The 22,217-nt window shown below is 68.0% G+C and carries 19 protein-coding genes and 1 pseudogene; 10 read left to right on the forward strand and 10 right to left on the reverse strand.

Features of this window, described 5'->3' with window-relative positions; genetic code table 11:
- Positions 1 to 93 precede the first annotated feature (93 nt).
- Complete coding sequence (locus AB0P21_RS19315) at positions 94 to 1,545, forward strand: alpha/beta hydrolase (protein ID WP_363698304.1); 1,452 nt, start codon at positions 94 to 96, stop codon at positions 1,543 to 1,545.
- Positions 1,546 to 1,820: 275 nt separating this feature from the next.
- On the opposite strand, the pseudogene AB0P21_RS19320 reads toward AB0P21_RS19315, so the two are convergent.
- The 5 genes and pseudogenes from AB0P21_RS19320 to AB0P21_RS19340 all read right to left on the reverse strand — a co-directional run.
- Positions 1,821 to 3,365 (reverse strand): annotated as a pseudogene (locus AB0P21_RS19320) (protease pro-enzyme activation domain-containing protein); the annotation flags it as partial.
- Between the two features lie 129 nt (positions 3,366 to 3,494).
- Positions 3,495 to 4,226: a PIG-L deacetylase family protein gene (locus AB0P21_RS19325; protein WP_363698306.1), complete on the reverse strand. Its 732-nt coding sequence runs from the start codon at positions 4,224 to 4,226 to the stop codon at positions 3,495 to 3,497.
- A gap of 16 nt (positions 4,227 to 4,242) precedes the next feature.
- Positions 4,243 to 4,869: an ATP-dependent Clp protease proteolytic subunit gene (locus AB0P21_RS19330; protein WP_363698308.1), complete on the reverse strand. Its 627-nt coding sequence runs from the start codon at positions 4,867 to 4,869 to the stop codon at positions 4,243 to 4,245.
- Positions 4,866 to 5,474, reverse strand: coding sequence for an ATP-dependent Clp protease proteolytic subunit (locus AB0P21_RS19335; protein WP_363698309.1), 609 nt, complete (start codon positions 5,472 to 5,474; stop codon positions 4,866 to 4,868). The genes AB0P21_RS19330 and AB0P21_RS19335 overlap by 4 nt, the downstream gene beginning before the upstream one ends.
- 76 nt (positions 5,475 to 5,550) lie before the next feature.
- Entirely contained in the window at positions 5,551 to 6,522 is a 972-nt protein-coding gene (locus AB0P21_RS19340; RefSeq protein ID WP_363698311.1) for a hypothetical protein, read from the reverse strand.
- A gap of 96 nt (positions 6,523 to 6,618) precedes the next feature.
- Here AB0P21_RS19340 and AB0P21_RS19345 point away from each other — a divergent pair, with 96 nt between their 5' ends.
- The 3 genes from AB0P21_RS19345 to AB0P21_RS19355 all read left to right on the forward strand — a co-directional run bounded on the left by AB0P21_RS19345 (position 6,619) and on the right by AB0P21_RS19355 (position 10,068).
- A complete protein-coding gene (locus AB0P21_RS19345; protein ID WP_363698312.1) occupies positions 6,619 to 7,050 on the forward strand; it encodes a hypothetical protein in 432 nt (143 codons plus the stop codon).
- Between the two features lie 36 nt (positions 7,051 to 7,086).
- Positions 7,087 to 9,429 carry a DNA helicase PcrA gene (pcrA, locus tag AB0P21_RS19350; RefSeq protein ID WP_363698314.1) on the forward strand — a complete coding sequence of 781 codons (2,343 nt, stop codon included), beginning with the start codon at positions 7,087 to 7,089 and terminating at the stop codon, positions 9,427 to 9,429.
- A 75-nt stretch (positions 9,430 to 9,504) separates the two neighbouring features.
- Positions 9,505 to 10,068, forward strand: a complete 564-nt coding sequence (locus AB0P21_RS19355; protein WP_363698316.1) for a hypothetical protein — start codon at positions 9,505 to 9,507, stop codon at positions 10,066 to 10,068.
- Here AB0P21_RS19355 and AB0P21_RS19360 read toward each other — a convergent pair.
- The 4 genes from AB0P21_RS19360 to AB0P21_RS19375 all read right to left on the reverse strand — a co-directional run bounded on the left by AB0P21_RS19360 (position 10,065) and on the right by AB0P21_RS19375 (position 13,894).
- Positions 10,065 to 11,369 carry a lanthionine synthetase LanC family protein gene (locus AB0P21_RS19360; RefSeq protein WP_363698317.1) on the reverse strand — a complete coding sequence of 435 codons (1,305 nt, stop codon included), beginning with the start codon at positions 11,367 to 11,369 and terminating at the stop codon, positions 10,065 to 10,067. The two genes, AB0P21_RS19355 and AB0P21_RS19360, sit on opposite strands and share 4 nt — an antisense overlap.
- Positions 11,369 to 11,890, reverse strand: a complete 522-nt coding sequence (locus tag AB0P21_RS19365; protein ID WP_363698318.1) for a DUF6886 family protein — start codon at positions 11,888 to 11,890, stop codon at positions 11,369 to 11,371. The genes AB0P21_RS19360 and AB0P21_RS19365 overlap by 1 nt, the downstream gene beginning before the upstream one ends.
- A 54-nt stretch (positions 11,891 to 11,944) precedes the next feature.
- On the reverse strand, positions 11,945 to 12,844 hold the full coding sequence (locus AB0P21_RS19370; RefSeq protein WP_363698319.1) for a M23 family metallopeptidase: 900 nt from the start codon (positions 12,842 to 12,844) through the stop codon (positions 11,945 to 11,947).
- 204 nt (positions 12,845 to 13,048) lie between these two features.
- Positions 13,049 to 13,894: an alpha/beta fold hydrolase gene (locus tag AB0P21_RS19375; protein WP_363698321.1), complete on the reverse strand. Its 846-nt coding sequence runs from the start codon at positions 13,892 to 13,894 to the stop codon at positions 13,049 to 13,051.
- 140 nt (positions 13,895 to 14,034) lie between these two features.
- Here AB0P21_RS19375 and AB0P21_RS19380 point away from each other — a divergent pair, with 140 nt between their 5' ends.
- From AB0P21_RS19380 to AB0P21_RS19395, 4 genes are all read left to right on the forward strand, one after another.
- Positions 14,035 to 14,451 carry a cobalamin B12-binding domain-containing protein gene (locus AB0P21_RS19380; RefSeq protein WP_363698323.1) on the forward strand — a complete coding sequence of 139 codons (417 nt, stop codon included), beginning with the start codon at positions 14,035 to 14,037 and terminating at the stop codon, positions 14,449 to 14,451.
- A 323-nt stretch (positions 14,452 to 14,774) separates the two neighbouring features.
- Positions 14,775 to 16,049 (forward strand): ABC transporter substrate-binding protein, encoded by a 1,275-nt coding sequence (locus AB0P21_RS19385; RefSeq protein ID WP_363698324.1) that lies wholly within the window; start codon positions 14,775 to 14,777, stop codon positions 16,047 to 16,049.
- 93 nt (positions 16,050 to 16,142) lie between these two features.
- Positions 16,143 to 17,135, forward strand: a complete 993-nt coding sequence (locus AB0P21_RS19390; protein ID WP_363698325.1) for a sugar ABC transporter permease — start codon at positions 16,143 to 16,145, stop codon at positions 17,133 to 17,135.
- Positions 17,132 to 18,013 carry a carbohydrate ABC transporter permease gene (locus AB0P21_RS19395; protein WP_363698327.1) on the forward strand — a complete coding sequence of 294 codons (882 nt, stop codon included), beginning with the start codon at positions 17,132 to 17,134 and terminating at the stop codon, positions 18,011 to 18,013. Before AB0P21_RS19390 ends, AB0P21_RS19395 begins: the two co-directional genes overlap by 4 nt.
- A gap of 231 nt (positions 18,014 to 18,244) precedes the next feature.
- On the opposite strand, the gene AB0P21_RS19400 is transcribed toward AB0P21_RS19395, so the two are convergent.
- Positions 18,245 to 19,885, reverse strand: coding sequence for a glycoside hydrolase family 13 protein (locus AB0P21_RS19400; RefSeq protein ID WP_363698329.1), 1,641 nt, complete (start codon positions 19,883 to 19,885; stop codon positions 18,245 to 18,247).
- Positions 19,886 to 20,064: 179 nt separating this feature from the next.
- Here AB0P21_RS19400 and sucC point away from each other — a divergent pair, with 179 nt between their 5' ends.
- Both sucC and sucD read left to right on the forward strand, forming a co-directional pair.
- On the forward strand, positions 20,065 to 21,240 hold the full coding sequence (sucC, locus tag AB0P21_RS19405; protein WP_363698331.1) for an ADP-forming succinate--CoA ligase subunit beta: 1,176 nt from the start codon (positions 20,065 to 20,067) through the stop codon (positions 21,238 to 21,240).
- A gap of 13 nt (positions 21,241 to 21,253) precedes the next feature.
- Positions 21,254 to 22,144, forward strand: a complete 891-nt coding sequence (gene sucD, locus AB0P21_RS19410) for a succinate--CoA ligase subunit alpha (RefSeq protein ID WP_363698333.1) — start codon at positions 21,254 to 21,256, stop codon at positions 22,142 to 22,144.
- Positions 22,145 to 22,217: the final 73 nt, after the last annotated feature.

Raw genomic sequence — 22,217 nt, forward strand, 5'->3', positions numbered from 1 at the left:
CCACCTCGGCGGACGGCAACTGCTTTTGCGGTTGAGACAGAACCGAGGACCGGCCGACACCCCGTGTTCGTTGCCGATGGCTACCTTTTTCGGATGCGGAAGCTCAGCAGCACGACGGCGGCGTTGCTACTCCTCGCCGCGACCGCCTCAAGCGTTTCGATCACCCCGGTCGCGGCAGCCAAGCCGGCGCTGAAGTTCGGCACCTGCCCGGACGACGCCGCCACCTCCGCGGCGGCCAGCTGCGCGACCCTCAAGGTGCCGCTCGACTACGCGAAGCCGCAGGGCCGCCAGATCACCCTCACGATCTCCGTCGACGGCAACCTGAATGCCGAGCGCTTTATGCTGGTCAACCCCGGTGGCCCCGGCGCACCCGGCCTCGGGATGGAGAGCTCCATCTACGAAGGCCTGCCACCGGCGATGGCGAAGAAGTTCGCCGTCTTCGGCTTCGATCCGCGCGGCATCGGCGCCAGTACTCCGGTCAACTGCGGCGACACCAGCAAGTTCGCCAAGCACCCTGCGCCGCCCGCCCGGCCGGAGAATGCCGTACAGGAGAACCAGCGGGTGCAGCAGGCCCGGCAGATAGCCCTGGCGTGTGGCGCCCACTCGAAGGAGCTGCTGCCACACATCACCACCGAGAACGCCGCCCGTGACCTCGACCGGATCCGGATCGCGCTGGGCCGCGACAAGATCGACTACCTCGGCTACTCCTACGGCACGCTGCTCGGCGCGACGTACGCGACGCTGTTCCCGGCGCACGTGGGCCGGTTCGTGCTGAACAGCGTGATGGACCCGGCGCTGACCACCTATCGCGCCAACTTCACGCAGGACCTGGCGCTGCAGCAGCGAATCGACCAGATGTTCAGCTGGGCCGCGGCGCGGGACAACACCTATCACCTCGGCAGGACCCGGATCGCGGTCGAGGCAGTCTGGAAGGACCTGCTGAAGAAGGCCAAGGCGCACCCGATCGGCGGCGTGGCCGGCGCCGCGGAACTGGGCGAGGCGATCATCGGTCCGACGTACTCCGCGGACAGCTGGCCGGACTTCGTGGCCGCGATGGCGCAGTACCGTCGCGGTGACGGTGACCCGATGCTGCTCGCCGTGAACGAGGCCACCGCAGTACCGGTCGACCCGGGCAACCTCGCCTACAACTGCATGGACGTCGGCTGGCCGAGGGACTGGCGGGTTTGGCACCGCGACACCCTGCTGGCCAATGCGAAGGCGCCGCTGGTCGCTTGGGGCAACACCTGGTTCGTCGCCCCGTGCGCCTTCTGGCCGGTCATGCCGGTACCGGCGCAGCGGATCGGCTCGGTCAAGGTGCCACCGATGCTGCTGATCGAGCCCGAGTACGACGGTGCGACGCCGCTGGCCGGAGCTCGACGGATGCACGACGCGCTGACCGGCTCCCGGTTGCTGATCCAAGCCGGGGGTGACCATGCGTCGTACCTGTCGAACCCCGACCCATGTATCGACACCCGGGCCGAGCGCTTCTGGCTGACCGGCGAGCTGCCGGCCAACCACACCTGCGCTTGGGTACCGACGCCGTAGCGGAGGCCGAGGACGAACGCCAGGCCGTTGGGCGTGCCGACGCCGGTGGTGGTGTCGTAGCCCTTGGCGGTGACCTGGTCGGTAGAGCTGGGGTCCTGGGAGTCGAAGACCTCGAGGGCGGCGCTGTCCGTGCTGGTAGCCGGGGTGTAGGTGGCCCGGTTCTGCTGGGGCATGGACTTGGTGACCGGGAGGACGTCGAGGAAGGCCCGAGTGCCGTAGAGGCGGTAGAGGAGCGGGTTGATGAAGCCGTAGGTCGCCCGTCGGCCTTGCTGGGCATTGGCGACCAGGCCGGCGATGAGTGGGGTGGACAGGCTGGTACCGGCGTTGACCTGCTCCTGGTAGTGGCCGGTGTCGGTGGTGTAGGCGGTCAGCATGCCGGTGCCGATGTCGCCGACGGCAGAGATGTCGGGGACTGCCCGGGTGACCGCAGTACGGCCGCCGATCCGCACGTGGGACATCGAGGCTGGTACGACGCCCTTCTGGTACGCGGGTTGCGGGTGGTCGAGGCTGGTTCCACCACCGGCGCCGGTGACGCCCAGGTCGCTCCACCGGCCGTCGTCGAGCATGGCGCCGCCGTTCGACCAGCCGGTCTCGAACACCCGGCGGCCGTTCGCAGCGAGGCCCAGCGTCGTACCGCCGACCGCTGTCACGAACGGATCCGCGGCAGTGGTCGTCAGGCCCGGGGTGTCACCGGAGGCGAAGTACAGGCCGACGCCCTCGGCGGCTGCCCGGACGGCGATCGCGTGCACGGTCTTGGGCGGCACCAGGCCGAGGGGGATCTGCCAGGAGTTGGACACGATGGAGGCGCTCGGCCGGTGACCGTCACCGGTCAGTACGGCGAGCACAGCGTTGAGCAGCGCCTGGTCCTCGTCGCAGCCGGTGCCGACGACCATCAACTGGTTGGCGTGCGGCGCCATCGCGTAGACAGCCTGCGAATCCATCTCCGCTTCGTTGTTGTACATCTCGGCGCTCCGCGAGCTCAGCCCGCACTCGCCCCCGCCACCGACCTGGATCTCCTTGTACTGCGTGGGTTTCGGCGCCTGCAGCTGATTTCGCCTCGCATACTCCCGCAGCGTCTGGAACATCGCGGTCGGGGCAGCGCTCTCAGTCAGGGCAACGGTCTGCCCTCTGCCGGTGAATGCCCCGGTCACGCCGTAGGCGGCGCGCAACTGCCGTGCGGAGTACCCACAGATCGGCAGGGACCCCTTGGTCAACCCCCGGTACGCCGGTGCGAACGTCCGCACGTGCTCGGCCCAGTACCGCGAGCAGGTTGGTTGCCGGGCCGCCACTGCTGCCGCCCGCGCCCCTGCCGCCCGGAAGTTGCTCAGTCCGGTCACCCCGAGGATGCCCGGCGCAAGCGAGGCAGGCACCGACACCGGCCGGTCATTGGTCTGGACAACAGCAGACTGCCCCACCACCCGGTACTGCGCGACCTCCACCCCGAGCACCGACTGCACTCTCGACACAGGCCCGGACGCCGACACGTAGTCACGCCCACTACTCACCTGTACGTCGCTCAACCCGCTCTCGCTCAGCCACCGGGACACCTGCTGCGCCTGCGCGACAGTAGGACCGAACCGAGCCGTATAGGCCTCAGGACTCAAGTACTGCTGGAACTCACGACTACCAGGCGTCGAGACAGCACCAGCAAACCGCGCAGCCCCCTCCAGATCCGGCTTCAACCACACCTGGACAGTCAACTGCTGCGACCCACTCACTGCGCCGACCCGGGCCCCGGTGCCGACCACTGGTGACACCGATCCCGGCAAGGCCGTCAGCACCTTCCCAGGCACCCCGAGCGCCGCCCCGGCCACCACCACAGCCGCGCATCCCGTGAGTGCCGCAACAGTCTTGATCAAGATCCCACGCTCCGTGATCGGTCGGTGACAGACCTGAACACACTATGTGGGCCGACCAGGACAGCAGATGATCGCCAGATTGCGGTTCCGTCAACCGCCCAGACGGATAACGGTGAAGGACTCGGCGTAGTGGCCCTCGGGGTAGCCGGCCGTGACGGCGGCTTGGCCGAAGACAGTGCGGAGGCGGCCGGTGAGTGACGCGGGGTCGGCGTGCTGGCTGGTGTGGGACATCACGGCGGCCAGCTTCTGCTCGAAGGTGTCGGTGATGTCGACGTAGTGGTTGGCCTCGGGGTGCTGGATCAGCCAGAGCTCGCCGGCGGTCCAGGCTTCTTCCGTCAGGTCGTCGTACGCGAAGGGGTTGCCGGCCGCGGGGAAGAAGGCGCGGACGGTGGCCTCGCCGGCCGCCAGGTGGTCCGGGTGCGAGGCGGGCAGGCGCAGCCAGTTGCGTTCCGGCGACTGACCGACCAGACGCTGCGGGCGGACCTTGCGGATCACCTCGGAGATGGCCCGGACGACATCGTGTGTCGGCTCCAGCGCGCCGTCCTGGTAGCCGAGGAAGTGCAGGTCGGTCACGCCGACCTGCGCGGCGGCCGCGGTCTGCTCGGCCCGGCGGACGGCGGGCATCTCGGCCCGATCGCGGTCGGCTTCGAAGCCGCCGGCCTGGCCGTCGGTCACGATGCAGTAGCTGACCTCGATGCCCGCCTTGGTCCACAGCGCGATCGTCCCGGCCGCGCCGAAGTCGACGTCGTCCGGATGGGCGACGACGACCAGGACGCGCTCGATCTCACTGTCAGGACGGGGATTCGCAGTAGGCACGGTCACACAGGCGACCTTAGTCTCACGCGCTCAGTGCCGGTGCTACCGGGAAGGTCGCGACCGGCGTACGGTGCTGGATCACCTCGTCGGCGACCCCGTAGTCGCAGGCGGCCTGTGCGGTCAGCACGTGGTCGCGGTCGGTGTCGTGACGGAGTTGCTCGATCGACTGCCCGGTGTGGGCGGCCAGGATCGCCTCCTGCTGACTGCGGACCCGGACCAGCTCGTCGGCCTGCAGGATCAGGTCGGGGATGGTCCCCTGGCCGCGAGCAGCCGGCTGGTGCAGGACGACCCGGGTGTGCGGCAGGACGGCCCGCCGGCCAGGTGCGCCGGCAGCCAGCAGTACTGCGCCCGCAGCGATTGCCTGGCCGACGCAGACGGTCGCGATCGGGCTGCGGACGAACTGCATCGTGTCGTAGATCGCGAGCATCGCGGTCATGTCGCCGCCCTCGCAGTTGATGTAGAGGTTGATCTCCTGGTCGGGCGCGGTCGCCTCCAGGTGCAGCAGCTGGGCGATCAGCGCGTTCGCGACGCCGGCGTCGATCGCCGTACCGAGGTAGATGATCCGCTCGGTCAGCAGGTGCGAGTAGACGTCCATGATCCGCTCGCCGCGCGGGTGCGGACTGATCACGTTGGGGATCGTGTAGCTCATCTGGCCACCCCTGCCGCTACGGTCTGCCGGGGCATCACCTGGTCGAAGGTCTCGACGATGTGGTCGATGAACCCGTAGGTGCGGGCCTCCTCGGCGGTGTACCAGCGGTCGTGCAGCGAGTCGGCGAAGACAGTCTCGATCGGCTGGCCGGTGTCGCTGGCGGTCAGGCCCAGCACGGTGTCACGGATGTGCCGCAGGTCGTTGGCCTGGATCTCGATCTCGACCGCCGAGCCGCCGATGCCGGCCGAGCCCTGGTGCATCAGGACGCGGGCGTTCTGGAGCGCGAAGCGCTTGCCCGGCGTACCGGCGGAGAGCAGGAACTGGCCCGCGCTGCAGGCCAGTCCGAGCGCCAGCGTCGAGACGTCGCACGGCACCAGCCGCATCACGTCCCGAATCGCCAGCATCGACGGCACGGACCCGCCGACCGAGTGGATCCACAGCGAGATGTCGGTCGACGGGTCCTCGGCCGCCAGGCTGAGCAGCTGGGTGGTGAGCAGGGTGCCGTTGTCGTCGGTCAGTTGCCCGTCCAGTACGACGATCCGCTGCCGGAACAACGTCTGCCGGGTCTGCTCGTTGAACATGGGAGGTTTCGTGTCATCGGCCATGTGACCACTGTGGACACGCGACCGTTGCCGAACCCATGTTTTCTGCTGGCAGCAGGTCTGCTCTCAGCCGACAGCGCTACTCGAGCAGCTTGTAGTACAGGTTCGCGTAGCGGTTGTCGCCACCGCCGCTGGGCCGGGAGGCGAAGCCGAAGAACAGCGCCAGTTCGCCGGAGTCCATCCGGTGGATGGCCATCCCCTCGGGCTCGCGGTAGGTCAGCGAGGCGCCGGCCCTGGTGACGGCCGGGCCGCGGGTGAACTCGCCGGTGTTCAGGTCGACGGTGCGGATGGTGGAGTTGATGTTGTCGGGGTTGGTCTGGCCGTCGCCGTACCAGAGATAGGCGTACTGCCCGTAGAAGGTGTAGCCCTGGAAGGTGCGGTCGTAGCTCGGCTGCTTGACGTGCACCAGCCGGTCGGCGCTCTTGCCCTCACGCGCTTTGCTGAGCGGCCAGACGCTCAGGTAGAAGCTGCCGTTCTCCTTTCTGCGGACCATCAGCCGCTTGTTCACCGGGTCGACGGCGGCGGTGATGGTGTCGCTGCCCTGGAAGAACTTCGCCTCGTCGGCGATCGATTCCCGGACGATGTTCTTGAACTGCACCCGGGCCAGCGCCGTACCGCGACCGTCGCCGTCGTTGCGATGCGTGTCGCACTCGACCCAGATGTAGGTCACGTCACCGACCGGCTCGGCGGCGATCGACACCCCGTGCCCGGCCTTCTTGATCGTCATCGAGCCCAGCACGGCGCCACTGGCCGACACCTGGTTGATCACCAGGTCCGAACCCGAGCCGCCGTTCTCGGCCTGGATGATGAACAGCCGCCGGTTCACGTCGTCGAACGTGAAGCCCTGCATGGCGTGATGCGTCTCGGCCAGGATCTTCGGCCCGAACAGGTGATGCGGCGAGGCACCGAGATCGAACTCGGGGGAGGCAGGCAACGCGGCGTTCGCAGTACCGGCGGCCAGTACTCCGCTGCCGAGCGCACCCGCGCCGACAGCGGCGCCGGCCCGGAAAACCCCGCGCCGGCTGAGCCGGATCTGATCCAGCGGTTCCATGGCAACTCCTTCACATTGGGGCGGACTTTCACGTTAATGCCCACCTGTGACCGCCCGCTCGCTCACGCGGTTCCCTTCGGTGCCAGACTTTCCGGCATGGCATCCCCGGTACTTCGCGCGACCGGCGAGGACGGCTCGACGTACGACGACCCGTCGGAGAACCTGCTGTTCGACCTCGTCGGCGAGATCGACGACGGCGAGCTGGAGTTCCTGATCGTCGAGAAGACGGCGGATCCGACCGGGCTGACCTATGTGCAGACCACCCGGAACAAGCAGGGGGACTGGTTCGTCGAGCGGCAGGAAGGGTCGGTCGATCGGCACTACGAGACTGTTGCCCAGGACCGGTACGACGCACACCGGATGCTGGTCGGATGGGCGTTCGAGGTACCCGACTGGGATCGGGGGTTGCAGTGGACGCATCACGACCCGAGCAGCTGGGAGGGCCCGCCGAGTCCGCAGGACGGTCTGCTCGGGCGGATCCGCGGGTTGCTCGGCCGGCGGTCGAGGGAGCCGGACTCACGCGCGTAGCAGGTTTGTCGGTGCGAGTGTCTAAGGTGGTGGGCGATGACGACGCTCTTTTCTCCAGATGAATTGCCGGTGCCGCTCGAGGAGCCGAAGAAGCACCGGGCCGACCCGGCGGCGCTGCTCGAGGGACTGAACCCGCAGCAGCGCGCTGCCGTCGTGCACGCGGGTAAACCGCTGCTGGTGGTGGCCGGCGCGGGGTCGGGCAAGACCCGGGTGCTGACCCGGCGGATCGCTTACCTGCTGGCCGCGCGGGACGCGCACCCGGGGTCGATCCTGGCGATCACCTTCACCAACAAGGCTGCCGCCGAGATGCGGGAGCGGGTCGTCGACCTGGTCGGGCCGCGGGCGAAGCTGATGTGGGTCTCCACCTTCCACTCGTCCTGCGTGCGGATCCTGCGTCGCGACATCAAGCGGTTCGGGATCAGCTCGACCTTCTCGATCTACGACAGCACCGACTCGCGCCGGCTGATGACGCTGGTCTGCCGCGAGCTCGACCTGGACGTCAAGCAGTACAACCCGCGCGCGGTGCTGAACTGGATCAGTACCCAGAAGAACGAGCTGGTCGATCACGAGTCGGCCGCCTCGAAGGCGGAGAACCACCTGGAGGAGAAGTACGCCGAGTGCTACCGGATCTACCAGGAGCGGCTGGCCCAGGCCAACGCGCTGGACTTCGACGACCTGCTGATGACCACGGTCAACCTGCTGCAGGCCTTCCCCGAGGTGCGGGAGTACTACCGGCGCAGGTTCCGCCACGTGCTGGTCGACGAGTACCAGGACACCAACCACGCGCAGTACACGTTGATCCGTGAGCTCTGCGCCCAGCTCGAGCCGGGCCCGAACGACGGCCCGATCAGCGACCCGGCCGAGCTGATGGTGGTCGGCGACTCTGACCAGTCGATCTACGCCTTCCGGGGCGCGACGATCCGCAACATCCTCGCCTTCGAGGAGGACTTCGCCGGCGCCGAGACGATCCTGCTGGAGCAGAACTACCGCTCCACCCAGACCATCCTGTCGGCGGCCAACGCGGTGATCAGCCGCAACGAGGGCCGGATGGCCAAGAACCTGTGGTCCGACTCGGGCCAGGGCGAGCAGATCGCCGTCTACGTCGCGGACAACGAGCACGACGAGGCGCAGTTCGTCGCGGACGAGATCGACCGGCTGACCGACGCCGACGGGGTGAAGCCGTCCGACGTCGCGGTCTTCTACCGGACCAACGCGCAGTCGCGGGTGTTCGAGGAGGTCTTCATCCGCACCGGCCATCCGTACAAGGTGGTCGGCGGCGTCCGGTTCTACGAGCGCAAGGAGGTCCGCGACGCGCTCGCCTACCTGCGGGTGCTGACGAATCCCGAGGACACCGTCTCGCTGCGCCGGATCCTGAACGTGCCCAAGCGCGGCATCGGCGAGCGCGCCGAGGCCGCCATCGAGGCGCTCGCGCTGCGCGACCGGATCACCTTCTCCGCGGCGCTGCGCCGGGCCGACGACGCCCCGGCGATGGCGACCCGGTCGGCGAAGGCGGTCCAGGGCTTCGTCGACATCCTCGACGAGCTGACCGCGATGGTCGACTCCGGCGCCCCGCCGGACGACATCCTGGACGTCGCCCTGCACCGCTCCGGGTACTACGAGGAGCTGCAGAAGTCGCCGGACCCGCAGGACGAGACCAGAGTGGAGAACCTGGACGAGTTCATCTCGGTCGCCCGGGAGTTCGTCGAGGAGCGCACCGCGGCCTCCGAACCGGCCGACCTGCAGGCGTTCCTGGAGCGGGTCGCGCTGGTCGCCGACGCCGACCAGATCCCCGACGCCGCCGACGACGGTGGCGTCGTGACGCTGATGACGCTGCACACCGCGAAGGGCCTGGAGTTCCCGGTCGTCTTCCTGACCGGCATGGAGGACGGCATCTTCCCGCACTCCCGGTCGCTCAACGACGTGAAGGAGCTGGAGGAGGAGCGACGCCTCGCGTACGTCGGGATCACCCGCGCCCGGCAGCGGCTGGCGATCTCCCGCGCCGCGGTCCGCAGCGCGTTCGGCGCTCCGCAGCACAACCCGCCGTCCAGGTTCCTGGAGGAGATCCCCGCGGAGCTGCTCGACTGGCGCCGCGACGAGTCCGCGATCACCCGCTGGTCCGGCACCGGCACGTCCTCGGGCGGTGGCGGTGGCGGTGGCGGCAACACCCGCTGGGAGAGCACCACCCCGCGGCGTCCGTCCGCCTCCGACAAGCCGGTCATCAGCCTCACTCCGGGTGAGCGGGTCGTGCACGACACCTTCGGGATGGGCACCGTCGTGGTGATCCGCGGCGAGGGCCAGCAGTCCCAGGCGGACATCGACTTCGGCTCGCAAGGAGTGAAGCGGCTGCTGCTGCGGTACGCGCCTGTCGAAAAGATTTAACAGACGCCAAGGTGCCGAATTGTCCTCAGACTGCGACAATTGCTGTTTCGGCCCTCCCGGACGAAGGTCCAGCCCATGCCCAAGGCATCAGACAGCAGCAACCGCCGGATCATCCTGGCGGGGGCCAACCCTGGGCTGCGGCTGTTCGACAAGGACGGCAAGGTCACCGCGTTCGCGTCGATCTGGATGGTCGACTGGTCGATCTGCGGGGCCGGCACAGCGGTGGTGCTCTGGTTCGACGGCATCGTCCGGGTGGTCTCCGAGGACGTCGATCTCGCCTCCTGGCTGGAGCGGTACTTCGTCCGCTCGTTCCTCGAGGTGCAGGGGCTGGCCTGGCACGAGCCGGCCGTCGAGCGGGATCTGGTCCAGGTCTCGATGAACCTGGCCGATGGCCTGAGCGTGAAGGCCGCCGACATCCAGATCGAGATGAGCGGTGTGCTCGACCGGCGGCTGTTCGCCACCGACAACTTCCAGCTCGCCGAAGGCCCGCACAGCCTCAGCCTGGTGATCGCTCCGGTCCGCTCGGCCACCGTCTCGATCGGCGGCGCCTCGGTCCCGGGCTACGTGCAGGTCGACGGCTCCGCCGACCGCCCCGGCTCGTCAGCTTTCCTCACCACTGCTGAGGTCTGGCGCCGCTAGGCCCACCAGTTCTCCATCCGGCGGGCGCTGGCAGCCGCACGACCCTGGTCCACCACCCGCGCGACCCGGAAGAGGTAGGCGGCAATCCCCGCGGCTCCTTGCATCCAGCCGACGCCGGGCGGCAGCAGCGGGTCCTCGTTGCGGTGTTCGATGAACTGCCAGTAGGCGCGGTCCCCGTGATGGACCGCCCGCTCGACCAGGGTGTCCGCCAGGCCGAGGGCGAAGTCGAGATCCACCTGGTCGCCAGTGGCGTGCCAGGAGTCCAGGTGCACGTCGGCGACTCCCGCAGTACCGCAGCAGCGGCCGTCGTTGTCCCAGAAGCCCGGGTGGAGTCGTTCAGGGATGCCCGAGGTCCGGGTGGTGTGTGAGCAGCGTCGCCGCCAGGTCAGGGGCGATTCGCCGGCGACCTGCTCGACACCGGCGTACTGCAGCGCGGCGAAGAGCAGCGACGTACCGGCTGGGCCGTGGCACCAGTTGTAGGTGATGGGGTCGTGGTCCGAGTCCTGCTTGATCGGCACCAGCCGGGGGACCAGGAACCCCTGCTCCTCACAGACGCTGAGGGTGACCAGATGCTCGGCGCCGCTGTGAGCCGCCGTGATCAGGTCCGGCCGGTCCAGCTCGACACCGGCAAGCGCCAGCGTTGCCGCGACCCCCGCCAGGCCGTGGGACAGGTTCGGCATCGATGACTTGGGCTCCAGCAGGAAGCGCTCCGGGATGAATGGCCAGTCCAGGCCTGTAGGCCGCGAGACGGCCTCAGTCAGCAGCAGTGCCGCTGCCTGCTCCGCTAGCTCGGCAGAGCCCGCTACACCGCTCCTACGGGCCCACAGGGCACTCAGGAGCACGCCGGCGGTACCCAGCGTCATGTCATTGACCCGGGCGCCCTCCAGATAACTAGGCGGTACTGCGAACGTCTGCGGCCACCCGTCCGGCTCAGCCAACTCCTGCAACCGCTCGATCGCAGCAGCCGCGCCCGGAAGTTCCAGCGCAACCAGTACGCCGATGGCGCTGCCCAGCCCGTCGAAGAAGCTGCAGTCCGTGTTCCCGGCGATCGTGGCGCGAGTCCGGTCAGCGATCTGCTCCGCAAGCGTCTGCTCCTCGGCCGTCCACGCTCGGCTCAGCTTGATCTCGGCGAGCGTGTGCGCCAGCCCACCGATACCGCTGTGCATGCCGTCCCGATCGCCCGGCGGCTCTCCCGGCGCGGAACCGTCAACCGCTGTTGGGATCCACGGTCCGTCGTCCCACCGAACCTGGTCGAGCACCCATCGCCAGCTTGCCTCGGCCACTTCGCCGTACGAGCCCATCAGCGGGGGACCGCGTTGCGCAGCCGGATCCCGCTGAACTCCAGCGTGCTGGCGGTCACCGCATCCCAGAACTCGTGCAGCCGTGGCAGCACCCGCAACTGGATCCCGGCCTCCGCGTGCAACTCGAACAGGTCGCCCACTCGCTCCGCGGGCCCGAGCGGCTCGACCTCGGTCGTTGCCACAAAGGCGGCGTCGAAGAGCTTGAACGGCTCGGCAGGCAGGCGATAGGCGTAGAGCTCGACCGTGCGGATCGCCTCCAGCCAGCCGTACTCGACCGCGTGGACTCGCGTTCCGCTGCCGTCGCCGATGATCCGCGAACGGTCTGCTGCTGTGGTGCCGGGGCCCACCCACGCCATCGCGCGGGGGCACTGCCGGGGGAACCAGTAGTCGGGCGCACGATCGTGGCCGACGGCCCAGACGTACGGCGTGGTTTCGGCCGAGGTCGGGGCGAGATGGGGCCGGAAGCTCCGGATCACCGGGTCTTCGGAGAAATGCAGTACCTCACCAGGCCGCGGACGCATGCGCGGCAGCCTAGTACTGCGAAACAGCAATGAGCCAAGCCTTATCGGCCAGGATCAGGGGTTGAGACCGCAGTGGTTGCGCAGCCACGGAATCGGGTTGATCGGATCGCCGCCACCGGGACGGACCTCGAAGTGCAGGTGCGGGCCGGTGGTGTTGCCGGTCATCCCGACCGCGCCGACCTGGTCGCCGGCGTAGACGGTCTCGCCGACCGAGACGCTGAACTTCGACATGTGGTTGTACCAGGTCTCGGTGCCGTCCTCGTGCCGGACCCGGACCTGGCGGCCGTAGGAGCCGGCGAACTCGGCGGAGACGACCTCGCCCTTCATCACGGTGCGGATCGGGGTGCCCATCGGGGCGGCGAAGTCGGTGCCGGTGTGGTCCCGGGCCCAGCGGCCGCCGGCCTGACCGAAACCGGCCGTGATGTGGTAGCCGGAGATCATCATCTCGCAGCGGGTGGCCGACTCGCGGGCGTTCTTCTGGGCCAGTTCGATCGCGGCCTTGGCGTTGGCCAGGGCGGTCGCGCGCTTGCTGGTCAGGGCGCGGGTGGCGTCGAGCTTCGCAGCGCGCTTCTTCGCGGTCTGGTCGGCCGCGGCCTGCTTCTTGGTCGAGTCCGCGCCGGTCAGCTCAACGCGGGACGAGTCCCGGGTGGCCAGCGAGCGGCGCTCGATCCGTGCCGTGGTCAGCTCGGACAGGTTCCCGTTGCCGAGGCTGAGCGCGGCGATGTTGACAGCGGAGTTCGCCTGCGTCGGGGACGCGAGCGAGCTGTGGCTGAAACCGACTGCTCCTGCTGCTGCCGCTAGTGCGGCGGTCAGTCCTACTACCTGCGTACTGCTGGGGGTATTACGCCTGGCAACACGATGCTTGGCACTGTGACGTCCTGCGCCGGTCTTGCGCGCAGCGTCGGCAGGCTTGCCGGGCGTGACGCGGCTAGCCGCGGCACGGTGCTGGGACACAACGTGGCCTTTCGGTCACAGGGGAGGGGGCCTGTCCACTCCCGGGGCTTGTTACCCCGGGGGCTCATGCACCATAACGGAACCGCAACGAGCCGACAAACCCATCCGGGCCTTTTGGGGTGCCACCTTCACGAAACTTTTGCATGCGCCGCTGCACGTGCATCGGCCTGAGCGCTCAGATGCCTGCTATGTCAGGAAGAACTTTCATGCAACTGTGTCCTGCTCATCGAGGTGCGAGAGCATTCCGGTGATCTGGTGGACCACGTCGCCGTGGAACGGCAGCGACAGGTGCCCGACCCCGTCGACCCGGATGTTGCGGGCAATCAGGTCGGGGTGCCGGATCCGGGCCCGGCGCTGCGGCACGATCAGCTGGTCGACGTCGCTGTAGAACGCCACGAACCGGGTGCTGCAGTCGGGAGCCGGCTCGGCCAGCTCCTCCATCAGGTCGCTGTCGGGCCGGAGTTGCTTCACCAGCGGCCACGGCAACAGCCGCGCGGCGACGGTGCCCTGGTGCGGGGTGCCGAGCGTCACGCAGGTGTGTACGTACTTGTCGCCGCCCAGCCGCTGGACGTAGTACCGGGCGATCAGGCCGCCCAGGCTGTGCCCGACGATGTGGATCTGGTCCGAGCCCGACTCCTCGCAGAGCCGCTCGATCTCGGCGCCCATCCGCTCCGCCGTACTGCGGACGTCGAGCGTCAGGGGTGAGTAGGAGAAGCTCTCGAGCCGCGTGAAACCGCGGCGGAGCAGTTGCCGGCGCATCAGCGCGAAAACGGTGTGGTTGTCGATGATGCCGTGCGCCAGCAGGATCGGCGTACCGGCCGCCCGGACGTCGCCGACCAGCAGGCTGCGTTGGGCCGGGGTCAGGCCGCTCAGGGTGAGTCGCTCGGATCGGGAGCCGGAGCCGCTGACCAGGCCGAGCGGGTACATCGCCAGATGGGTGGTGATCCAGCCCAGCTCGACGGCGGCGCTCTGCAGGCCGCGTGGCGACAGCGCCGAGCGGGCGCCGTACTTGAGTCCTTCGAGAGCTTCCCGGATGCCGTCGGCGCTCATCGCGTCTCCTCACTCCCAATCAGACCCCCCGACAACCACCACTGCCACTGGTCCGATCTCTACTTCACGGTAACCGGTTCCCCGTTCAGGTGGCCTCGAACACACTGCTCCGTGTCTGATCCGTGAGGTAGCTTCTGCATATGTCTGCCACGAGCCCTCTGCGAGTTGTCGTTGCCAAGCCAGGACTGGACGGCCACGACCGCGGCGCGAAGGTGGTCGCCCGTGCCCTCCGGGACGCCGGGATGGAGGTCATCTACACCGGCCTGCACCAGACCCCGGAGCAGATCGTCGAGACGGCGATCGCCGAGGACGCCGACGCGATCGGCCTGTCGGTGCTTTCCGGCGCGCACATGACCCTGTTCAGGAAGGTCCGCGAGCTGCTGACCGAGCGGGACGCCGACGACATCGTGGTGTTCGGCGGCGGGATCATCCCCGAGGCCGACCTGCAGCCGCTGGCCGACCTCGGCGTGCACAAGATCTTCACCCCCGGCGCGACCACGATGGAGATCGTCGAGTGGGTCCGCGGGCACGTCGGCGACGCCTCTGCGACCGCCTGACCACTTTGTGCTGTCATATCGGTCCCGAATGGCTTGTTACTAATCGGTAATACCGAATCGTTAAGAAACACCTGGTTGTGCACGGTGTGGAATCGCGGTCGCATACAGCCATGCGTTTAGTCCGTTCAGGACTCCGTGATCGGCAAGATGTGTGGCTCAGGACACATCGCCCCGGATCTCGGTTACTGTCCGGACAGGGCGGCTCGCAGCGTGGTGGGGGTCTGCGGACGACCGACGCGGGACCAAGTGACATCGCATCGGGAGAGGGCAGGTACACGATGAGGTTTGAACGATCACATACGCGCAAAGCGGTTGCCTTGGCCATGGTCGGCAGCTTGGGGCTGCTGGCCTCCGCGTGTGGCGGGGACGACGGGGACAGTGGTGGCAGCACGGGGGGTAGCGGCACGGCGCTCGAAGGCCGTGGCCCGATTACGTTTGCCACCGGCAAGGACACCTCAGGCAACCTGACGAACCAGGTGGCGGCCTGGAACTCGCAGCACCCGGACGAGAAGGTCGAGGTCAAGGAGCTGCCGGAGTCCGCCGACCAGCAGCGCCAGCAGATGGTGCAGAACGCGCAGGCGAAGTCCGACGCGTTCAGCGTGCTGAACCTCGACGTGGTCTGGACCGCGGAGTTCGCGGCCAACCGCTGGGTGCAGGAGCTGCCGGCCGACCAGTTCCCGGATCTGGGCAAGCTGATCCCGGCGACCGTCGACACCGCCAAGTACCGCGACAAGCTGTACGCCGTACCGGTCACCTCCGACGGTGGGCTGCTGTACTACCGCAGCGACCTGCTGAAGGCAGCCGGCGTCGAGGCGCCGAAGACCTGGGACGAGCTGAAGGCGGCCTGTACCAAGGTCCAGGCCACCCCCGCTGGTAAGGGGCTGGGCTGCTACGCCGGTCAGTTCGAGAAGTACGAAGGCCTCACGGTGAACTTCTCCGAGGCGGTCAACTCGGCTGGTGGCGTCGTGGTCGGCGACGACGGCAAGCCGAACGTCGACACCCCGGAGGCGCTGGCCGGCCTGCAGTTCCTGGTCGACGGGCTGAAGAGCGGCGAGTTCCCGAAGGCGTCGATCACCTACAAGGAAGAAGAAGGCCGGCGTGCCTTCCAGGAGGGCAAGCTGCTCTTCCTGCGCAACTGGCCCTACGTCTACGCGCTGGCCGGCAAGACCGACGGCTCGTCGAAGATCGCCGGCAAGTTCGCCGTCGCGCCGCTGCCGGGTAAGGCCGAGGGCGGCGTCTCGACGCTGGGTGGTCACAACTACGGCATCAGCACCTTCGCCAAGAACAAGGCCACGGCGGCCGACTTCATCAAGTTCATGTCCAGCGAGGAGCGGCAGAAGGCGAACGTCGAGAAGACCTCGCAGGCGCCGACCTGGGCCTCGCTGTACGACGACGCGGCGCTGAACAAGCAGTTCCCGTACCTGGCTCCGTTGAAGGCGTCGATCGAGTCCGCGAAGTCGCGGCCGAAGGTGGTCAAGTACGGCGACGTCACCGTCGCCATCCAGGAGGCCGCCTACGGCGCGCTGACCGGCACGACACCGCCCAAGGATGCGCTCACCGCTCTGCAGACCAAGCTGAGCACGCTCATCACTCAATGATCGAAGGTCGGGGCCGGTGCGCAGCAAGTCTCTGCTGGGTACCGGCCCCGACCCGTCCCTGCCCGCCGAACGGGCAGAGAGAAGGAGGCAGAGGTGAGTAGTGCATCCGTGCCGGTCCCCGCGGGTTCCGGTAAGGCCAAGCGGCAAACCACGTTCAACGAAGGCACCGGGAAGCTGGCGGCGATTCTGCTGTCACCGACCCTGATCGTGCTGGCTCTGGTGGTCGTCTACCCGATCATCTCGGCGTTGCGCGAGTCCCTCTACACCAGCGGCCAGAAGGTCGACGCCGACGGTTTCGTGATCGAGGGTTCCCAGTTCGTCGGGCTGGAAAACTACACCGCGATCTTCTCCGGCGAGACCGGGGACAAGTTCTGGAACGCGTTCTACAACACCACGTTCTTCACCATCACCTGCGTCGCGCTCGAGACGGTGCTGGGTGTCGCGATGGCCCTGGTGATGCACAAGGCGTTCAAGGGCCGCGGCATCGTCCGGGCCAGCATCCTGGTCCCGTGGGCCATCCCGACCGTGGTCTCGGCCCTGCTCTGGAAGTGGATCTTCCAGGCCGACGGCGCGGCCAACGCGCTGCTCGGACAGCAGATCCTGTGGTCCACCGAGGGCTGGCAGTCGGTCCTGTCCGTGATCATCGCGGACACCTGGAAGACGGCGCCGTTCATCGGCCTGCTGGTACTGGCGGGCCTGCAGACGATCCCCGGCGACGTCTACGAGGCGGCGAAGGTGGATGGCGCCACGCCGTTCCAGACCTTCCTGCGGATCACGTTGCCGCTGGTCAAGCCGGCGCTGCTGGTCGCCGTGCTGTTCCGCATCCTCGACACGCTGCGGATCTTCGACCTGCCGTACGTCCTGGTCGGGCCGAACAAGAACTCGGTCGAGACGCTGTCGATGCTGGCCTACCGGGAAGCGTCGAGCACCAGGTACGGGCCGGCCGCCGCCTACGCGACGATTCTGTTCCTGTACGTCGCGGTGGTCGCCTTCGTGTTCGTCAAACTGCTCGGCGCCGATGTGCTCGGTGACGCCGTGCAGAAGAAGAAGTCCAATGGCAAGCGCCGCAAGGTTGGTGTCCGATGAGCACTGAAGTGAAGACCGCCGCGCCGAAGAAGGTCGACATCAAGGCGGCCGAGGCCAGCCCGTGGCGCAAGTACCTGCCACTGCTGGGTGTCGGGATCATCGTGCTCTACTGCCTGGCGCCGTTCTACTGGATGATCGTGTCGGCGTTCCGCCGGCCGCTCGACCAGTTCGACAACGCGCTGCTGCCGTCGCCGTTCTCGCTGGACAACTTGAGGGCCGTGTTCGGCGACGGCGTCGGCTTCGGCCGGGCCCTGCTGAACAGCCTGATCGTGGCCGGCGTGACGACGATCCTGACCCTGATCGTGGGGCTGGTCGCCGCCTACACACTGGCGCGACTGGAGTTCCGGTTCAAGAACGTCGTACTGGCGATCATCATCACCACCTCGATGTTCCCCGGCATCTCGCTGGTGATCCCGCTGCTGAAGCTGTTCATCGACATCAAGTGGATCAACACCTACCAGGCGATGATCGTGCCCAGCCTGTCGTTCGCATTGCCGCTGGCTGTCTGGACGCTGACCACGTTCTTCCGGCAAATGCCGCGCGAGCTGGAGCAGGCGGCGATGGTGGACGGCTGCACTCCGGCGCAGGCATTCCGCAAGATCATTCTGCCGCTGGCCGCGCCCGGTGTGTTCACCACCGCGATCATCACCTTCATCGCGGCCTGGAACGAGTTCCTGATCGCGCTCAGCATGGTGAACAAGGGCGAGTACCAGACCGCTAACGTGGCGATCTCGAAGTTCCAGGGCATCTCGGGTTTCGACCAGCCGTTCGGTACCCAGATGGCGGCCGGTGTGGTCGTCACCATCCCGCTGCTGATCGCTGTACTCGCCTTCCAGCGCCGGATCGTGGCCGGTCTGACCGCAGGCGGCGTCAAGTAGGTAACCCGAAGCGGCGTATGGTCGAAGTTCCAGCCGCTGGAGGTGTGAAGTGAGCTACGGAGACAACAGGAACAAGCGCGATCAAGAAGATCGGGACCGCAGGGACCGCGAAGAGCAGGACCGTCGCGCCCGTGAGGAGCAGGACCGGCGCGATCGCGACAAGCGCTGATCGTGACTGACAACAGCGAAAGGCCGGACCCGACCTGGGTCCGGCCTTTCGTCAGCTGAGCGTCAGATCTTCAGCCAGACGGTGGCGTCCACCGGCAGCTTGCCGTCGGTGACCGGCTCGCTGGCCAGCAGCACCTCACCGGCCGGCAGGTCGATCGCCTGCTCGCCGATGTTCACCACGCAGCGGAAGCCCGGGTCGCGGGTGAACGACAGCACGCCGTCCGGGGCGTCGGTGTCCCAGGCCAGCCGGCCCTCGCCCAGCGCCTCCTGCTCGCGGCGGATCCGCAGGGCTGCCTTGTAGAGAGCCAGATGGCTGTCCGCGTCGGTCGCCTGAGCCTCTGCCGTCAGCGGCGCCCAGTCGGCCGGCTGCGGCAGCCAAGGCTGCCCGTCACCACTACCGAACCCGTACGGCGGCTCGCTGCCGCTCCACGGGATCGGCACCCGGCACCCGTCACGGCCACGCACGGTGTGACCGGACCGCTCCCAGGTGGGGTCGTCCAGCACGTCCTCCGGCAGGTCCTCGACCTCCGGCAGTCCCAGCTCGTCGCCCTGGTAGATGTACGCGCCACCGGGCAGCGCCAGCTCCAGCAGAGCGGCAGCCCTGGCCCGGCGAAGCCCCAGCGCCAGATCAACCGGTACTACGCCCGCACCCTCGAGCGCCTCCTCCTGGTCCCGCCCGTACCGCGTGCGGTGCCTGATGGTGTCGTGGTTGCTCAGCACCCAGGTCGCCGGAGCCCCGACGGCCCACAGGCTCTCGGTGGTGTAGTCGATGACCTGCCGCAGCTCCTTGGCGTTCCACGCGGCCCGGAGTACGTCGAAGTTGAAGGCGGAGTGCAGCTCGTTCGGCCGGACGTACTGCGCCAGCCGCTCGGCCGGGGACAGCCAGGCCTCGGCCACGAACACTCGCGGCCCCTGCGGGGTGTCGGCGTACTCGTCGGCGATCTCGCGCCAGCGCTGGTGGATCGCGTGCACACCGGGCTGGTCGTAGAACGGGTTGCCGACGTACTTGTCCCGGGTCGGGTGACCGTCGTCGTCAAGCGTCACGTCGGGCAGCGACGCGTCCTTGGCCATCGAGTCGGCGACGTCGATCCGGAAGCCGTCGATTCCCCGGTCGAACCAGAACCGCAGGATCGAGTCGAACTCCTCGATCACCTTCGGGTTGTCCCAGTTCCAGTCCGGCTGCGAGATGTCGAACATGTGCAGGTACCACTGGCCGTCCTCGATCTGCTGCCAGGTGCCACCGCCGAAGGCGGCCGGCCAGTTGGTCGGCGGCAGCCCGCCGTCCTTGCCGTCGCGGAACCAGAACAGGTCACGCTCGGGGGAGCCCTTGGGGGCGGCCAGCGCCGCCTTGAACGCCGGGTGCTCCCAGGAGCAGTGGTTCGGCACCAGGTCGATCAGCAGCCGGATGCCCAGCGCGTGCGCCTCGGCGATCAGCGCGTCCGCGTCGGCGAGGGTGCCGAACTCCGGATTGATGTCGCGGTAGTCGGCCACGTCGTACCCGCCGTCGAGCAGCGGGGAGGGGTACCACGGGCTGATCCAGATCGCGTCGATGCCGAGCTCGGCCAGATACGGCAGCCGGGCCCGGATCCCGTTCACGTCGCCCGTGCCGTCACCGTCCGCATCCGCGAACGACCGAGGGTAAACCTGGTAGACGACGGCACTACGCCACCAGTCGTCAGCTGGTCTGGTCGCTTGTTCTGTCATGGCATCCAGCCTTTCACGCGAGCGCAACCTGCCTGTGACGGTCGTCTCAGCCCGTACCCCGACTGTCGCGCGGGGTACGGAGGTGGCTAGTCTCAGCCCGACGGAACGCGCCGGCGACCGTGCCTCTGCACCGCAGCCTGCCGCGGACTAACTCGACAGGCGAGAGAGGGACCACAGTCGTGGACTTGATGGAGTACCAGGCGAAGAGTGTCTTCGCCAAGCACGGTGTACGGACGACGGTGGGTGAAGTCGTCCACACGCCCGAGGAAGCTCGCGCTGCAGCTGAGAAGCTCGGCGGCGGCACGGTGGTCGTCAAGGCCCAGGTGCTGACCGGCGGTCGCGGCAAGGCGGGTGGCGTCAAGATCGCCGCCAACCCCGACGAGGCCGAAGAGCGCGCCCGCGAGATCCTTGGTCTCGACATCAAGGGTCACATCGTCAAGACGCTGAACATCGTGCCGGCCGCCTCGATCGCGGAGGAGTACTACTTCTCCTTCCTGATCGACCGCGCGAACCGCAACTACCTCTGCATCGCGTCCGCCGCCGGCGGGATGGAGATCGAAGAGGTCGCGCACACCAACCCCGACGCGGTCGCCAAGATCTCGATCGACCCGGCCACCGGTGTCGACGAGGCCAAGGCCCGCGAGATCGCGACCTCGGCCGGCTACCCGGCCGACATCATCGACGCGGTCGCGCCGGAGATCGTCAAGCTCTACCAGGTCTTCCTGGCCGAGGACGCGACGCTGGTCGAGGTCAACCCGCTGGTCAAGCTCAAGGACGGCAACGTCGAGGCGCTGGACGGCAAGGTCTCGCTGGACGAGAACGCCGAGTTCCGGCACCCGGAGTTCGCGGACTACGCCGACTCGTCGGCCGAGGACCCGCTGGAGGCCGCGGCCAAGGCCAAGGGCCTGAACTACGTGAAGCTCGACGGCTCGGTCGGCATCATCGGCAACGGCGCGGGTCTCGTGATGAGCACCCTGGACGTGGTCGCGTACGCCGGTGAGGAGTTCGGCGGCGTCAAGCCGGCCAACTTCCTCGACATCGGTGGCGGCGCGTCCGCCGAGGTGATGGCGAACGGGCTGGAGATCATCATCTCCGACGCCCAGGTGAAGAGCGTCTTCGTGAACGTGTTCGGCGGCATCACCGCCTGTGACGCGGTCGCGAACGGCATCGTGCAGGCGTTCGAGCTGCTGGCCGGCCGCGGTGAGGCCGTCAACAAGCCGCTGGTCGTCCGGCTGGACGGCAACAACGCCGAGGAGGGTCGCCGGATCCTCGACGAGGCCGGCCTGGCCGGACTCGAGCGGGTCGACACGATGGACGGCGCCGCCAAGCGGGCCGCCGAGCTGGCAGCGAAGTAAGGGAAAAGCTGAAATGTCTATCTTCCTGACCAAGGACAGCAAGGTCATCGTCCAGGGCATGACCGGCTCGGAAGGCACCAAGCACACCACCCGGATGCTTGCCTCGGGCACCAACATCGTCGGCGGCGTGAACCCGCGCAAGGCCGGCCAGTCGGCCGACTTCGACGGCAAGTCGGTGGCCGTCTTCGGCTCCGTCGCGGACGCGATCAAGGAGACCGGCGCCGACGTCTCGGTCATCTTCGTACCGCCGAAGTTCACCAAGGACGCCGTGCTCGAGGCGATCGAGGCCGGCATGCCGCTGGTCGTGGTGATCACCGAGGGCGTCCCGGTGCACGACACCGCCGCCTCCTTCGCCGCCGCGCAGGCCTCCGGCACGACCCGGATCATCGGGCCGAACTGCCCGGGCATCATCACCCCCGGCGAGTCCAACGCGGGCATCATCCCGGCCAGCATCGCGGGCGCCGGCCGGATCGGTCTGGTCTCCAAGTCGGGCACCCTGACCTACCAGATGATGTACGAGCTGAGCGACTTCGGCTTCTCCACCGCGATCGGCATCGGCGGCGACCCGATCGTCGGCACCACCCACATCGACGCGCTGCAGGCGTTCCAGGACGACCCGGACACCGACGCGATCGTGATGATCGGCGAGATCGGCGGCGACGCCGAGGAGCGGGCGGCGGCGTTCATCAAGGACAATGTCACCAAGCCGGTCGTCGGCTACGTGGCCGGCTTCACCGCCCCGGAGGGCAAGACGATGGGCCACGCCGGCGCCATCGTGTCCGGCTCCTCCGGCACCGCTGCCGCCAAGCAGGAGGCCCTCGAGGCCGTCGGCGTCAAGGTCGGCAAGACGCCGACCGAGACCGCCAACCTGATGCGCGAGATCATGAAGAACCTGACCAAGTAACACCGCAGGACAGCAGAACGGCCCCCGGGGATCTCCTCGGGGGCCGTTGCGTTGTCGCCTTCGTGAAGTTGTC

The sequence above is a fragment of the Kribbella sp. NPDC056861 genome (genome assembly GCF_040687575.1).
In the GTDB taxonomy this organism is placed as follows: Bacteria; Actinomycetota; Actinomycetes; order Propionibacteriales; family Kribbellaceae; genus Kribbella.

Bases quoted from the DNA above. Each gene is read 5' to 3' on its own strand.
- AB0P21_RS19400 (WP_363698329.1), bottom strand. From the start codon at position 19,885: ATGACAGAACAAGCGACCAGACCAGCTGACGACTGGTGGCGTAGTGCC.
- pcrA (WP_363698314.1), top strand. From the start codon at position 7,087: ATGACGACGCTCTTTTCTCCAGATGAATTGCCGGTGCCGCTCGAGGAG.
- AB0P21_RS19360 (WP_363698317.1), bottom strand. From the start codon at position 11,369: ATGGGCTCGTACGGCGAAGTGGCCGAGGCAAGCTGGCGATGGGTGCTC.
- AB0P21_RS19385 (WP_363698324.1), top strand. From the start codon at position 14,775: ATGGTCGGCAGCTTGGGGCTGCTGGCCTCCGCGTGTGGCGGGGACGAC.
- AB0P21_RS19355 (WP_363698316.1), top strand. From the start codon at position 9,505: ATGCCCAAGGCATCAGACAGCAGCAACCGCCGGATCATCCTGGCGGGG.
- sucD (WP_363698333.1), top strand. From the start codon at position 21,254: ATGTCTATCTTCCTGACCAAGGACAGCAAGGTCATCGTCCAGGGCATG.
- AB0P21_RS19315 (WP_363698304.1), top strand. From the start codon at position 94: ATGCGGAAGCTCAGCAGCACGACGGCGGCGTTGCTACTCCTCGCCGCG.
- AB0P21_RS19395 (WP_363698327.1), top strand. From the start codon at position 17,132: ATGAGCACTGAAGTGAAGACCGCCGCGCCGAAGAAGGTCGACATCAAG.
- AB0P21_RS19375 (WP_363698321.1), bottom strand. From the start codon at position 13,894: ATGAGCGCCGACGGCATCCGGGAAGCTCTCGAAGGACTCAAGTACGGC.
- AB0P21_RS19340 (WP_363698311.1), bottom strand. From the start codon at position 6,522: ATGGAACCGCTGGATCAGATCCGGCTCAGCCGGCGCGGGGTTTTCCGG.
- AB0P21_RS19365 (WP_363698318.1), bottom strand. From the start codon at position 11,890: ATGCGTCCGCGGCCTGGTGAGGTACTGCATTTCTCCGAAGACCCGGTG.
- AB0P21_RS19335 (WP_363698309.1), bottom strand. From the start codon at position 5,474: ATGGCCGATGACACGAAACCTCCCATGTTCAACGAGCAGACCCGGCAG.
- AB0P21_RS19380 (WP_363698323.1), top strand. From the start codon at position 14,035: ATGTCTGCCACGAGCCCTCTGCGAGTTGTCGTTGCCAAGCCAGGACTG.
- AB0P21_RS19345 (WP_363698312.1), top strand. From the start codon at position 6,619: ATGGCATCCCCGGTACTTCGCGCGACCGGCGAGGACGGCTCGACGTAC.
- AB0P21_RS19330 (WP_363698308.1), bottom strand. From the start codon at position 4,869: ATGAGCTACACGATCCCCAACGTGATCAGTCCGCACCCGCGCGGCGAG.